Origin of the sequence: Pseudomonas sp. MWU16-30322, from assembly GCF_020515535.1 — a bacterium.
GTDB lineage: Bacteria > Pseudomonadota > Gammaproteobacteria > Pseudomonadales > Pseudomonadaceae > Aquipseudomonas > Aquipseudomonas fluorescens_H.
Genome location: NZ_JAIWYL010000002.1, coordinates 206881 through 220324 on the forward strand (window position 1 = coordinate 206881; position 13444 = coordinate 220324).

The following is a 13444-nucleotide window of genomic DNA, read 5'->3' on the forward strand; positions in this document are numbered from 1 at the left end:
TAAATGGGTATTTCTCGGTATTACCTGATAAACGTCGTGTGGTATTAGGCGTTTAGTTAATAGTTGTTACAAATGAATTAAGGGAGACAAGAATGTCGCAACCGACGCAAAAGCTGCGACTGGGTGCGTTGATCGCCCTGGTGGTGGGTTCGATGATTGGTGGCGGGATTTTTTCCTTGCCGCAGAACATGGCCGCCCGCGCCGATGCCGGAGCGATCCTGATCGGCTGGGGCATCACCGCCATCGGCATGCTGACCCTGGCGTTCGTGTTCCAGACCCTGGCCAACCGCAAGCCCGAGCTGGATTCCGGGGTCTATGCCTACGCCAAGGCCGGGTTTGGCGATTACATGGGGTTTTCGTCGGCCTGGGGTTACTGGATCAGCGCCTGGCTGGGCAACGTCGGCTATTTCGTGTTGCTGTTCAGCACGCTCGGTTACTTCTTTCCGGTATTCGGCCAAGGCAATACGCCGGTTGCCATCGGCTGTGCGTCGGTGCTGTTGTGGGCCGTGCATTTTCTGGTGATGCGCGGGATCAAGGAGGCGGCGTTTATCAATCAGGTGACCACGGTCGCCAAGATCGTGCCGCTGATCATGTTCATCGTCATCGCGGCGGTGGCGTTCAAGGCCGATATCTTTACCCGCGACATCTGGGGCCGCAGCAACCCGAGCTTTGGCGGGGTGATGGATCAGGTGCGCAACATGATGCTGGTGACGGTGTTCGTGTTCATCGGCATCGAGGGCGCCAGCGTCTATTCGGCGCGGGCGGAGAAGCGCACCGATGTCGGGCGCGCCACGGTGATCGGTTTCCTCGGGGTGCTGGCGCTGCTGGTGCTGGTCAACGTGCTGTCGCTGGGGATCATGAGCCAGCCCGAATTGGCCAGGTTGCAAAACCCGTCGCTGGCGGCGGTGTTGGAACACATCGTCGGGCCGTGGGGCGCGCTGCTGATCAGCCTCGGTCTGGCGGTGTCGCTGCTCGGCGCATTGCTGTCATGGGCGCTGCTCTGCGCGGAAATCCTGTTCGCCACGGCCCGGGACAAGACCATGCCGGCGTTCCTGAAAAAGGAAAACGCCAACCATGTGCCGGTCAATGCGTTGTGGCTGACCAACGTGATGATTCAGCTATTCCTGCTGATCACACTGTTTTCTGCCGGCACCTACACCAGCCTGATCTACCTCGCTTCGTCGATGATACTGGTGCCGTATCTTTGGTCGGCGGCGTATGCGGTGTTGCTCAGCGGGCGCGGCGAAACCTACGAACATGCCTCGGCCGAACGCACCAAGGACTTGCTGATTGGCGGCATCGCCCTGTGCTACGCGGTGTGGCTGTTGTATGCCGGCGGGGTGAAATACCTGCTGCTGTCGGCGCTGCTGTATGCACCGGGGGTGGTGCTGTTTGCCAAGGCCAAGCAGGAGCAGGGCGAGCCACTGTTCACTCATGTCGAGAAGGGCATTTTTACTTGTGTGGTGATTGGCGCGGGGCTGGCGGCCTATGGCTTGTACAGCGGATTGTTAGCCTTGTGAGGTTGAGGCTTGCGTATCAGCCGCCGTATGACTGGGAGGCTATGCTCGGTTTTCTTGCAGCGCGGGCGGTGGTCGGGATGGAGACCGTGGCTGATGGTGTGTATTCGCGCAGCATCGGTTTGAACGGTGTGCATGGCACGGTTTCGGTTTGGCCTGGCACGGGCGATGCGCTGGAGGTCGAACTGGATTTTCCTGATCCGGCGCTGCTGCCGCAGATTGTTGCAAGGTTGCGCCGGCTGTTTGATCTGGACGCAGATCTGGCAGTGATGCAAGGGCATCTGGCGAAAGATCCATTGCTGGCACGATTGATCGCCAAGCGCCCTGGACTGCGGGTACCGGGGGCGTGGGACGGTCTGGAGCTGGCGTTTCGCGCAGTGCTCGGCCAGCAGATTACCGTGGTGGCAGCGATTCGCTTGGCGGGCAAACTTGTGGCGCAATATGGTGCGCCGTTACGCTCGGCGCTGCCGGGTTTGAGTCATGTTTTCCCTCAGGCGAGTGTGTTGGCGACGGCAGATCTGGCGGCGCTGGGCATGCCGAAAAGTCGCGGGCGAACGTTGTCGGGCGTGGCGCAGGCGCTGCTCGATGATCCGCTGTTGTTCGCGCCGGGACGCGAGGGCGGGGTGGCACGGCTGTTGGCGTTGCACGGGATTGGCGAGTGGACGGCGCAGTACATCGCACTGCGGCAGTTGCGCGATATGGATGGCTTTCCTCATGGCGATGTCGGGTTGCTGCGGGCGCTGGAGGTGCTGGAAGGTGTGCGGCCGACAGCGCGGGAATTGGCTGATCGTGCCGAAGTCTGGCGACCTTGTCGGGGGTATGCGGCGCAGGTGTTGTGGACGTCTTTGAGTCGGGCGGATTGAGCCTGAATCCGTGTTGTCGGTGCAGCCGTCTTAGCGAGCAAGCCCGCTCCCACAGGGGAACGCATTTCACCTGTGGGAGCGGGCTTGCTCGCGAAAGGGCCCGAATGGTCATCACCATTGCGGGCGATGTGAACCCAGTTCGGTGGCCGGCAAGGCCCACTGCAGCGGAGTCCCGCTGATCTTCACCGGTGCCAGCAAGCGGTGCGCCGGCCCCCACGGTGTCTGTTCCAGCGACAGGCTTTGATCCTGCTCATCTTCAGCACGCAACGGATCGCTCGGCCCCGGCCCCTGTTCGATCAACAGTTTGGCCGTACGCGCCAGTGACAAACGCGCCGAGCCTCCCTGACCGGTCCTTAAGCGTTCGGTCAAAAGTCGGATCGCACTCGCCGCCATCAAATACCCGGTGCCGTGATCCAGCGCCTGCACCGGCAACGGCGTCGGTTTGTCAGCCTGTTTCCAGCGCTGCCCGGCTTCGGCGATGCCGCTGCTCATCTGCACCAGGCTGTCGAAGCCGCGGCGGTTGTGCCACGGGCCGCTCCAGCCATAGGCGTTGAGGCTGACGTCGATCAGCCCCGGCGCCAGTTGTCGGCGGCGTTCGGCGCCGAAGCCGAGATGTTCCAGGGCATCGGCGCGGTAGCCGTGCATGAGGATGTCGGCGTCTTTCAACAGGTTTTCGAACAATGCACGATCGGCCGGTTGCTGCAGATCCAGTCGCGCACAACGTTTGCCCAGGGTCATGTCGGGGATGACGCCCGGCTCGTTCCAGCCCGGCGGATCGATGCGCAGCACATTGGCGCCGAGGCCGGCGAGAAAACGGCTCGCGGTGGGGCCAGCGAGCACGCGGGTCAGGTCCAGCACCTTGAGCCCGGCCAATGGTTGCGCGACTGAGCCTGCCCATGGGCGCGCGATCTGTTGGTGATCGGCACTGAAGTGCACCAGCGGCTCGGCATTTACTGCCAGCCCCTGCGGGTGTTGCTGCCACCGCGCCCAACTGCGCATTTCGGCGGCGCAGCCCTTGGCGTCGACTATCGCCTGCTCCAGATCGGCGCCGCTCCATTGCGCGACTTTCGCCGCCATCGCTGCACGATCGGCGCAGGCACCGAGCACGCTTTCGGCAGCGGCGCGGTGATGCGGGGCGTTGGTGTGCAGGCGGATCCAGCCGTCGCGGGTCGCGTAGTCGCCGGCGATCGGGTCCCACAGCGGCGGTAAATCCCAGCCCATGGGGCGGATGGAAGAAGCGAACCAGAACGAGGCCAGACGCCGGTCTACTTCCACGGCGGGCAAGTGCCTGGTCTGTTGCCGGAGCAGTTCGCTGACGGCCTGAGCGGCAGCGGCGATGCTCGCGCAGGCCAGATCGGTGACGGCGAACGCCGAGGGCAGGGCGCCACGGTCAGTGTACGGGATCGACGTGTGGGGCAAGCCGAGTGCGGCTTGAATGGACGTGAGTAAATCAGTCATCGAAGGCCCTCCGGGAGAGAGGGCGATGATAGTGCAAAAAAATGTCGGCTTAGATGAAAACCCTCATCTCCTGAGTCAACACAAATCCCTGTGGGAGCGGGCTTGCTCGCGAATGCGGTGTATCAGCAACATCTAAAGTGACTGACACACCGTATTCGCGAGCAAGCCCGCTCCCACAAGGGGACTGTGGTGGATTTCAGACGCGGAACTGATCCATCAGCTTCATCTGTTGACTGGCCAGCGCATTCAACTGACTGCTGATCGCCGCCGACTCAGTCGCCTGCTCAGTCAGTGTTTCAGTCACGGTGCGAATCGCCGAGACGTTGCGGTTGACCTCTTCGGCCACGGCGCTCTGCTGTTCGGCGGCGCTGGCGATTTGCAGGTTCATGTCGCTGATCACGGTGACCGCATCGCTGATCTTGCCCAGCGCGTCCACCGCCTGACGGATCTGCCCGGCGTTGTTGTGCGCCTGAGTCTGGCTCGAATGCATGGTCGCGACCACGCCACGGGTGCCGGTCTGGATGCGTTCGATGACGATGCGGATTTCTTCCACCGAATCCTGAGTGCGCTTGGCGAGGTTGCGCACCTCGTCGGCTACCACCGCGAAACCACGACCGCTTTCCCCGGCGCGGGCGGCTTCGATGGCGGCGTTGAGCGCCAGCAGGTTGGTCTGTTCGGCGATGCTGCGGATGACCTCCAGCACCGAACCGATCTGCTCGCTGTTGACCGCCAGCGCTTCGACTTCGGTCACCGCTTTGCTGACTTCATCGGCCAGTTGATTGATGTCGCGGGTGCTGCGCTCGATGATCGACATGCCGTCCTTGGCCGACTGATCGGCGCCCTTGGCGGCGTTGGCCGCGTTCGACGCGCTGTTGGCGACGTCGTGGGCGGTGGCGCTCATTTCGTTGGACGCGGTGGCGACCTGATCGATTTCGCGGAACTGCACCTGCATGCCTTCGCTGGTCTGGCGGGCGATTTCCGAGGACTGATCAGCAGTGCCACGCGCTTCGGTGATGCTCTGTTTGATCTGGGCGATGGTCGGTTGCAGCTTGTCGAGGAAGCGGTTGAACCAGTTCACCAGTTCGCCCAGTTCATCCTTCTTGCTGTAGTTCAGGCGCTGGGTCAGGTCGCCTTCACCGCTGGCGATGTTCTTCAGCATTTCAGCAACGCTGTTGATCGGCCGGGTCACGCCCGACGCGGTGAGCCAGATCAGCAGCAGGCCAATCAGACCGGCGACTACCGCCACCAGCAACGCGGTGATCACCCCGGTTTTCTGCGCATCGTCGAGCACCGCTTGCAGCTTGACCGAATCGGCCAGCAGCACCTGTTTCGGCAGGTCGATGACCACGCCCCAGGCCCGCGAGTTACCAATCGGATCGACCGGGTACACGGCGCGAATCAGGTCGCCCTGTTCGAGAATTTTCGGTGTGCCGCTGCTGACCAGTTGCAGGACATCCTTGCCTTCGGCACCGAGCGTTTCGCTGATTTGTTTGCCGACTTTCTTCGCATCGGAACTGTCCGCACCGAGCACGCCGCTGCCGGAGACGATCAGCATGTGCCCGGCGCCGTTGAACAGGTCGCGCTGCGAGTCGAGCGCCGCCGCTTGCAGGGCATCGAGGGCGATGTCGACGCCGACCACGCCGATGGCCTTGCCGTCGACGATCAACGGCACGGAAATGGTGGTCATCAACATTTCCTTGGTCCCGACGGTGTCGGCGTACGGGTCGAGCAGGCAGGTACGCTTGTTGTCGCGAGGGCAGGTGTACCAGCTGTTGTACGGCGTGCCGCTGACGCTGAGGGTGGTCTTGGTCATGTCTTCTTCGACCATGATCGTGTTCAGCGCCGAGCCGGCGGCGCGGCTCCAGTAGGTCGCAAAACGCCCGGCTTCGTTGGACTGGCGCGCCGCATCGTTGACGAATTCGCTGTCCTTGCCATCGAGGCCGTTGGGTTCGAAAGCGAGCCAGATGCCGAGCACCTTGTCGTTGCGCTCGAACGCGGTTTTCAGGCTCTGATTCAACTCTTCACGCAGGGCACCAGCCTCCAGCGAACGCTTGGCGGCCATCACGCGCATGTCCTTGATCTGGTCGGCCAGGGCGGTGATCACCGTCAGGCTTTCGCCAAAGGTCTTCTGCACTCGCACCGCCTGCTCGGCCGCCTTGGCCTGCAACAGGTTCTGCACACTCGCGGTGAGCATCTTGCTGCTGGAGTCGCTGACCACTTCGTCGTTCTGGTTGGTCTGGTAAATGTTTATGCCGACGATCAGCGCAACCACACCGAGCAGGCACAGACCGGAGAGCAGGACGATTTTCAGGCGAATGGAGAGAGAGTCGAACATGGGGCGATCTCGTGAATGAATGAGCAGGTGGCCACGGGATGAACTACCCGGTTCGCCAAATCCATTCAGCGCCATGCATTGCTCATCGGCGCGCAGCGAGGGCGCATGAGGCGCTTGCCGACGAACGGTCAGCGCTAAACGTTTGCGCAGGGGATTGTGCCGAAAAGGCGATTAATTACAGGGAAGTTTCAGCCTGATGAATGACGGAGAGGTTATGAGGCTTTTGTGGCGAGGGAGCTTGCTCCCGCTGGAGTGCGCAGCGCTCCTCAGCATTCTTGCCGACTCACCGCATGCGGAGGTGTTGCGACGCCTTCGCCGCCGAGCGGGAGCAAGCTCCCTCGCCACAGGGGATCTGTGAGTCAGGAGGAGGGGAGCGCTTCCGGGCGTGACCAGATCCACAGATTGCCCAAACTCATCCCGGCAATCGCCAGATACACCGGCCAGCCGTGATCGAGCATCACCAGCATCAGCGTCGCGCACAGCAGCATGCTGACGGTGGCGCTGACCTTGGCCTTGCGCGCGATGATCTTGCCGTTGCGCCAGTTGCTCAGGATCGGCCCGAACAGCCGATGGTTTTCCAGCCAGGCACTCAGGCGCGGCGAGCTGCGAGTCGCGGCCCAGGCGGCGAGCAGGATGAACTCGGTGGTCGGCAGGCCGGGCACGACGATGGCGATCAGGCCAATGCCGAGGCTGACATAGGCCAGCAGGCCGAACAGCAGGCGGGCGAGTTTTGACGAGGCGGGTTGCGGCATGGGCTCGGGATTGCTGTGAGGCGAAACGGAGGATTCTACAGGCTAGCGCTGTTCCCATGTGGGAGCGGGCTTGCTCGCGAATGCGGTGTGTCAGTGACATATCAGGTGACTGACACAGCGCATTCGCGAGCAAGCCCGCTCCCACAAGGAGAATTTGTGTTGTGTCAGGCCGGTTCGGCTTCGGTCGCGTAAGCCTGTTCCAGCAGCACGGTGAAGCGGTTGAACGCGTCGATCGCGCCTTGCTCGACTTCGGCTTCTTCCTCGGCAGTGAACTGCAGCGAGTCGAGGATGCGCACGAAGCTTTTCCAGCCTTCGGCACGGCCGCCTTCCGGCTCGCCCAGATGACGGGCGCCGAAGGTTTCGCTGAGGTCCAGCGCCACCGCGCGTTTGATCAGGAACGCGGCGCCGAGCTTCGACCCTTCGGAGACGAAGATCCAGCCGAGGGCGCGAGCCTTGCTCGGGTTTTTCAGCGCTCCGGCCACCGGTGCCGGGATGTCGGTGTCCAGATCCGCCAGGTCAGCTTTGGCCGCTTCGGCGCGGCATCGGACCGGCAGATCCGGGACGATGGCAGCCAGTTCGGCGTCGTTGTACAGGTCTACCAGCTCCGACTGGAACAGGTATTGCGCGACCACGAAACGCGCGAAGTTGGCGCGGGTCTCGAACGGCGCGTGGGCCTTGACCAGGGCGTCGAGCTTGCTGTGCGGTTCGTGGGTGATCTGGTTCAGGCGTTGTGAACGCAGGGCTTTTTCCGATGTGGTCATGGGGTGTCCTTGATAAAAGAGGCGCTTGATAACGAGACGAACGGGCAGGTGCCAAACCGTAAAAAAAGCCCTGCGATGCGCTGAACAATGCGCGTCGCAGGGCCGTCCGGATCAGATGTCCCAGACCAGATTGATCGCGAAGTTGCGGCCCGGTTGGGTCAGACGATCGAGGTTGGCCGGTTGCGTCACCGAGGCTTCGCCGACGCTGTCGTAACCGCGCACGTCATCCCACAGCCAGTACTTCTTGTCGGTCAGGTTGTAGATGCCGCCGCTGACGGTGACGTCGTCGGTGACTTTGTAGTAGCCGGCCAGATCGAGAATGCCGAAGCCCGGGGTCTTGAACTGGCTGCTGACGCCATCCGGCGACTTGAAGTTGCTGTCGTCGACGCGGTCCTTTTTCTTCACCACGGTCCAGCTCAGCAGGCCGCCGTAGTTATCCTGGTCGTAACCCAGGCCGAACACGCCGGTCAGCGGATTGACGCTGTTGAGCGGTTCGCCGTTGTCGTTGTTGCGACCGTAGGCGTAAGCGATCGAGCCCTGGGTGTAGAGGCCTTGCGGCGCACCGAACGCATCGAGGTTCAGACGACCTTTGACTTCGGCGCCCTTGATGGTCGCGTGCTTGATGTTGCTCGACTGGAAGGTCAGCTCGTCGTAGCCGGGGGTGACGGCGTCTTCGTTGATGAAATCGCGGTACTTGTTATAGAACACCGCCACGTCGAACGAGCCTTGCTCGAAGTTGCCGCGCAGACCGGTTTCATAGCTTTTGCTTTTTTCCGGTTCCAGGTTCGGGTTCGGCGCCACGTTGTAGCCGGTGGTGCTGTTTTCGAAGCGCCCGTACAGCGCTTTTGCGGTCGGCGTGCGGAACCCTTCGGCGTATTGGCCGTACCAGGTGTAGTTATCGGTCAGGGCATAGGTCAGGCCGAACTTGGGCGAGACTTTGTGCCAGGTCTTGTTCGCGTCGCTGACCGTGCCGTTGCCGTCGGCGGCCACGGTGTTGAGGAATTCCTGAGTGATGTGCGGCTTGAGCTGGGTGTGGTCGTAGCGCAGGCCCGGCAGGAAGGTCCACTTGTTCCAGCTGATCTGATCCTGGGCGAACAGGCTGTAGGTGTTGATGGTCGGGTCCGGGAAGTCGCTGGATTTTTTCAGCACATCCGCCGCGCTGGTGGCGCCGATGGCGGTGCAGCCACGACCGACTGCCAGGCACTTGCCGTCGCCGCTGCGCGAACCGGTGACTTTCTGCTGCTTGATCGTGGTGCCGTAGGTCAGCACGTGATCGGTGTCACCGATGGCAAACGCCTTGTCCAGTTGCGCATCGAATACCCACTGTTTTTCCTCGTAGATCGTGTCGCGGGTGCGCAGCACTTTACGGGTCATCGGGTAGTAGAACTCTTCGGTGCTCTGGTCGGTCTTGGCGATCTGGTGGTTGAGGCTCCACTTCACGTTATCGGCCAGCAGGCTGTCGAGGGCGAAGCTGTGCTCCAGGCCGAAACGCTCGCGGGTGATGGTGTCGTTGCCGGTACGCCACTGGTACATGCCGCCGGGCAGCACGCTGTTGGGAATGGTCGGCGCGCCATTGAAGTACGGGCCGCCGTAGGCGCTTTTCTGATCGGTGTCGCGATCGTCCTTGTACTTCTCGTAGGTCAGGCCCAGGCGCGAACCTTCGTTGTAGTTCCAGCCGATCTTCGCCAGGACGTTGGTGGCTTTGACGTCTTCCGGGTTGGCGGCGGTGCGCTCAAGGCCAGTGCCGTTGTTGCTGCCGTAGGAGTCGGTTTCGTGACCGTCGCGCTGGCTGAAGTGCAGCAAACCGTCGAACTGCTCGGCACGGCCGGCGACGGTGGCGGATTTCAGCCAGCTCTCATCGGCGGAGCTGTAACCGGTTTTGAGGCGAGCGCCGACGTCTTTGCCGGGCTTGATGATGTCGTCCGGGTCGAGGGTGTAGTAGCTGACGGCGCCGCCGATGGCGTTGCTGCCGTACAGCACCGAGGCCGGGCCACGGAGGATTTCCACGCGTTTGACGATTTCCGGGTCGACGTAATTGCGCTGGGTCTTGGCGTACGGGCCATTGAAGAAACCGTCCGGCACTTCGACGCCGTCAACCTGCGTCAGGATGCGGTCGCCGTCGATGCCACGGATGTTGTAGCCGCTGATACCGCCACGCTGGCCGGCGCCGCCGACCGACACGCCCGGCTCGTAGCGCACCAGATCCTTGATGGTGTTGACGTTGTTGCGATCCAGATCCTGGCGGGTCTGCACGGTGACGGTGGCCGGCACGCTGTTGACCGATTGTTCCTGGCGGGTGGCGCTGATGGTCACCTGATCCAGATTGAGCGCGCCGCTGTTGTTGCGCTTTTCCAGCACCACGTTGTTGTTGCTCAGCTTGCGGAAGCTCAGGTTGGTCCCCACCAACAGGCGCTCCAGGGCTTTTTCCGGCGGCAGCGAACCGCGCACGCCCGGCGACGATACGCCCTGACCCAATTCTGCCGGCAAGCCGACCTGCCAACCGGTGACAGTGGTGAAGGCATTGAGCGCCGACACCAGCGGTTGCTGGCCGATCGAGAACGAATAATCACCCATGTTGCGCGCCGGTTGTTCGGTGGCAGCCATCAGCGGTGCAGTGCCGGCCATGAGGATGGCGGCCGTCAGCAACGACAATACGCGGGAAGGGGAAGCAGTCTGGCGGGTAAGGCGAGAGGACATCGATAGCGCTCCGTGTCGCACGAATCTTTATAGGTGCTGATCCGCCTCCGAAGATGCGAATCAATTGCATTGGCTATAACGAGACGAACGGGCTTTCGCTATCGAGTAAAAATAATTCTCATTTAGTTCAGAATCACCAGCGCCGGGAATTCCTGCAGGCGCGCCGAGGTGATGTGGGCGAGGGAGCGCACCACGTCCAGCGGCTGGTCGAGGCGGTAGTTGCCGGTGACGTTGACGTCGGCCAACTGTTCGTTGGTGTTGATGATCCAGCCCGGGTAGTAGCGGCGCAGTTCGGCCAGCACCTGATTCAACGGGCAGTTCTCGAACACCAGACGGCCCTGGACCCAGGCCAGATCGGTCGCGGCATCGAGCTTGCCCGGGCGATCGAAACCGTTGGGCCCGATGCGGATGCTTTCGCCTGCGCTCAAACGCACTCGCGCATCGTTGTGCGTGGCGCGCAGATCGACATCGCCGCGTTGCACATTGACCTGCGCCACGCCGTCCAGATAGCGCACGGCGAACGCGGTGTCGCGTACGCTGGCCTGCACCGGGCCGGCATCGATTTCCAGCGGCTGAGCCCGGTTGGCAGCTACCTCGAAAAACGCTTCGCCCTGATACAGCCTTGCTACTCGCTGGCGCTCATTGATGGTGCTGGAGAATGCCGAGTTGGTGTTGAGCAGCACCTTGGAACCGTCCTCCAGTTGCAGGCGCTGACGCTCGCCGACCACGGTCAGATGATCGGCCTGAAGGCGCATCGGCAGGTTGCTGAAACTGAACAGACCGAGTACCAGCACCGCAGCAGTCGCCAACGGTTTCCAGTGCGGACGCAGACGTTTGAGCAACGTGACTTTCGCCGGCTTCGCCGCGAGACTCTGTGCACACTGCACCACTTGCGGCCCGTCCCAGATCGCCTGAGCCTTGGCGAACGCCTCGGCATTCAACGGATCGGCCGCCAGCCATGCGTGAAATTGCCGGGTCTGCTCTTCGTCCGCACTGCCCAGCACGATGAGCCAGTCCAGAGCCTGGTCCATTGCACGGGCGGCGTCCTGCGCCGTTGCAGGCGAAGGCGGGCGGTGGGTGTCCGTCACGGTGTGTCCTCGGCAGTGTCTGTGCACGGCTGTTTTTTTAGTGAAGCGTAAAAGTCGGGCAAGGGTAGCAAAGCCCGATGATCAGTGCAGTCGATGCTGCTGACTGAAATCGCCTGCAACCTCAGGCGCCATTCAAGCGCTCGGCGACACCGATGCAGATCGACATGATCAGCTTGAGTTCCTTCTGCACGGTGCTGAGGGACACATTCAGCTCGTCGGCGATTTCCTGGTAGCTGTGCCCGTGCAGGCGGCTGAGGATGAAAATCTGCTGCTGACGCGGGCTGAGTTGACTGAGGCTCACGTTCAGGCGCTCCAGCAATTGTTCGGCGTGGGCGGCGTCTTCGGCGCTGCTGGCGGGGGCGGCGACGCTGTGCACCACGTCCTGCGGCACGTCATCGACCATGGTCCGCGAATGGATCTTGCGCGCGCGCAGGTGATCCAGCGCCAGATTGCGCGCGGTCTGGAACACGAAGGGTTCAAGGTGATCGATGGCGCGCTCGCTCAGCGCCCGCGTGACGCGCAGGTAGGTTTCCTGCAACAGGTCTTCGGCGGTGCTGTGGTTGTTGACCATGCGCTCGATCGTGCGCAGCAGGGACGTGCGCTGAGAGAGAAAGACATGATTGAAGCGCGATTGACTCACGGGGGAACCTGATCCATTTCGAGCGAATGATAATGCTTATCATCCAGTCGAGTGGTCAAGTGTTGATTTCAGACTGAAATCAAAACCTGTGGGAGCGGGCTTGCTCGCGAATGCGGTGGGTCAGTCGATACATCAATTGCCTGACACGACGCCTTCGCGAGCAAGCCCGCTCCCACATGGGGGAAGGGGATTATTCCGCGTTGCAGAGCGCCAGGCAGTTATCCAGCATGCGGTTGGAGAAGCCCCACTCATTGTCGTACCACGCCAGCACCTTCAGCAGTTTGCCGCTGACTTTGGTGTGGTTGGCGTCGAAGATCGACGACAACGGGTTGTGGTTGAAGTCGCTGGAAACCAGCGGCAACGTGTTGTAACCGAGAATTTTCGAGTGCTGGCTGGCTGCCTTCATCAGTGCGTTGACTTCCTCGGCCGTGGCTTCCTTCTTCAACTGCACCGTCAGGTCCACCAGCGACACATTGATCACTGGTACCCGCACGGCCATGCCGGTCAGTTTGCCCGCCAGTTCCGGCAGCACCAGGCCTACCGCTTCGGCGGCGCCGGTCTTGCTCGGGATCATGTTCTGCGTGGCCGAACGCGCGCGGTACGGGTCGGTGTGATAAACGTCGGTGAGGTTCTGGTCGTTGGTATAGGCATGAATCGTGGTCATCAAACCGCTTTCGATCCCCAGCTCGCGGTGCAGCACCTGCGCAACCGGCGCCAGGCAGTTGGTGGTGCACGAAGCGTTAGAGATGATCTGGTGCGACTGGCGCAGAATGTCGTGGTTGACGCCGTAAACGACGGTGGCGTCGGCGCCCTTGGCCGGGGCCGAGATGATGACTTTGCGGGCGCCGGCAGTAAGATGCGCGGCGGCTTTGGCACGGTCGGTGAACAGACCGGTGCATTCGAACACCACATCAATTTTTTCCGCGGCCCACGGCAGATCGGCCGGGTTGCGAATCGCGCTGACCGAAATACGGTCGCCATTGACCGTCAGGCTCTCATTGTCATGGGCCACTTCGGCGTCGAATGTGCCGTGAACGGTGTCGTATTTGAGCAGATGGGCATTGATCGAGCTGTCGCCCAGATCATTGATGGCGACGATCTGCAAATCCTGTCGATAGCCTTGGGTATACAGTGCGCGCAGGACATTACGGCCGATGCGGCCAAAACCATTGATTGCGATTCGAAGAGTCATTGAACAGCGCCGCCGTCGTTTTGTTGTTGGAATTACAAGATTATTCGCATAAAAATAGAAAACAAGCCTTTTTAGTGGCAATATTTTGTTTTATCTACAACGAGTGACCTGAATCAACTGGTCCGAATGGTCAAAAAAACC

At 61.7% G+C, this 13444-nt stretch carries 10 protein-coding genes; 2 read left to right on the plus strand and 8 right to left on the minus strand.

Annotated elements, in window-relative coordinates; translation table 11 throughout:
* Window positions 1-92 precede the first annotated feature (92 nt).
* On the plus strand, window positions 93-1520 hold the full coding sequence (gene arcD / locus LCH64_RS03840) for an arginine-ornithine antiporter (protein ID WP_103521430.1): 1428 nt from the start codon (window positions 93-95) through the stop codon (window positions 1518-1520).
* The gene (locus tag LCH64_RS03845) at window positions 1517-2380 is read left to right on the plus strand and encodes a DNA-3-methyladenine glycosylase (protein WP_226499538.1); all 864 of its coding nucleotides are present in this window, start codon (window positions 1517-1519) and stop codon (window positions 2378-2380) included. Before arcD ends, LCH64_RS03845 begins: the two co-directional genes overlap by 4 nt.
* A gap of 111 nt (window positions 2381-2491) precedes the next feature.
* Here the strand turns inward: LCH64_RS03845 and LCH64_RS03850 are convergent, their stop codons facing one another.
* From LCH64_RS03850 to gap, 8 genes are all read right to left on the minus strand, one after another.
* The gene (locus LCH64_RS03850; protein ID WP_226499539.1) at window positions 2492-3838 is read right to left on the minus strand and encodes a CoA transferase; all 1347 of its coding nucleotides are present in this window, start codon (window positions 3836-3838) and stop codon (window positions 2492-2494) included.
* Window positions 3839-4034: 196 nt separating this feature from the next.
* Window positions 4035-6173, minus strand: coding sequence for a methyl-accepting chemotaxis protein (locus LCH64_RS03855; RefSeq protein WP_226499540.1), 2139 nt, complete (start codon window positions 6171-6173; stop codon window positions 4035-4037).
* Window positions 6174-6532: 359 nt separating this feature from the next.
* Window positions 6533-6925: a YbaN family protein gene (locus LCH64_RS03860; RefSeq protein ID WP_226499541.1), complete on the minus strand. Its 393-nt coding sequence runs from the start codon at window positions 6923-6925 to the stop codon at window positions 6533-6535.
* Between the two features lie 164 nt (window positions 6926-7089).
* Complete coding sequence (locus LCH64_RS03865; RefSeq protein ID WP_226499542.1) at window positions 7090-7686, minus strand: biliverdin-producing heme oxygenase; 597 nt, start codon at window positions 7684-7686, stop codon at window positions 7090-7092.
* Window positions 7687-7797: 111 nt separating this feature from the next.
* A complete protein-coding gene (locus LCH64_RS03870) occupies window positions 7798-10383 on the minus strand; it encodes a TonB-dependent receptor (protein WP_226499543.1) in 2586 nt (861 codons plus the stop codon).
* Window positions 10384-10505: 122 nt separating this feature from the next.
* Window positions 10506-11471, minus strand: a complete 966-nt coding sequence (locus tag LCH64_RS03875; RefSeq protein WP_103486268.1) for a FecR domain-containing protein — start codon at window positions 11469-11471, stop codon at window positions 10506-10508.
* Between the two features lie 121 nt (window positions 11472-11592).
* Entirely contained in the window at window positions 11593-12111 is a 519-nt protein-coding gene (locus LCH64_RS03880; RefSeq protein ID WP_041068631.1) for a sigma-70 family RNA polymerase sigma factor, read from the minus strand.
* A 190-nt stretch (window positions 12112-12301) separates the two neighbouring features.
* Complete coding sequence (gene gap / locus LCH64_RS03885; protein ID WP_003227465.1) at window positions 12302-13303, minus strand: type I glyceraldehyde-3-phosphate dehydrogenase; 1002 nt, start codon at window positions 13301-13303, stop codon at window positions 12302-12304.
* Window positions 13304-13444 lie beyond the last annotated feature (141 nt).

Bases quoted from the DNA above. Each gene is read 5' to 3' on its own strand.
- LCH64_RS03860 (WP_226499541.1), bottom strand. From the start codon at position 6,925: ATGCCGCAACCCGCCTCGTCAAAACTCGCCCGCCTGCTGTTCGGCCTG.
- LCH64_RS03850 (WP_226499539.1), bottom strand. From the start codon at position 3,838: ATGACTGATTTACTCACGTCCATTCAAGCCGCACTCGGCTTGCCCCAC.
- arcD (WP_103521430.1), top strand. From the start codon at position 93: ATGTCGCAACCGACGCAAAAGCTGCGACTGGGTGCGTTGATCGCCCTG.
- LCH64_RS03855 (WP_226499540.1), bottom strand. From the start codon at position 6,173: ATGTTCGACTCTCTCTCCATTCGCCTGAAAATCGTCCTGCTCTCCGGT.
- gap (WP_003227465.1), bottom strand. From the start codon at position 13,303: ATGACTCTTCGAATCGCAATCAATGGTTTTGGCCGCATCGGCCGTAAT.
- LCH64_RS03870 (WP_226499543.1), bottom strand. From the start codon at position 10,383: ATGTCCTCTCGCCTTACCCGCCAGACTGCTTCCCCTTCCCGCGTATTG.
- LCH64_RS03865 (WP_226499542.1), bottom strand. From the start codon at position 7,686: ATGACCACATCGGAAAAAGCCCTGCGTTCACAACGCCTGAACCAGATC.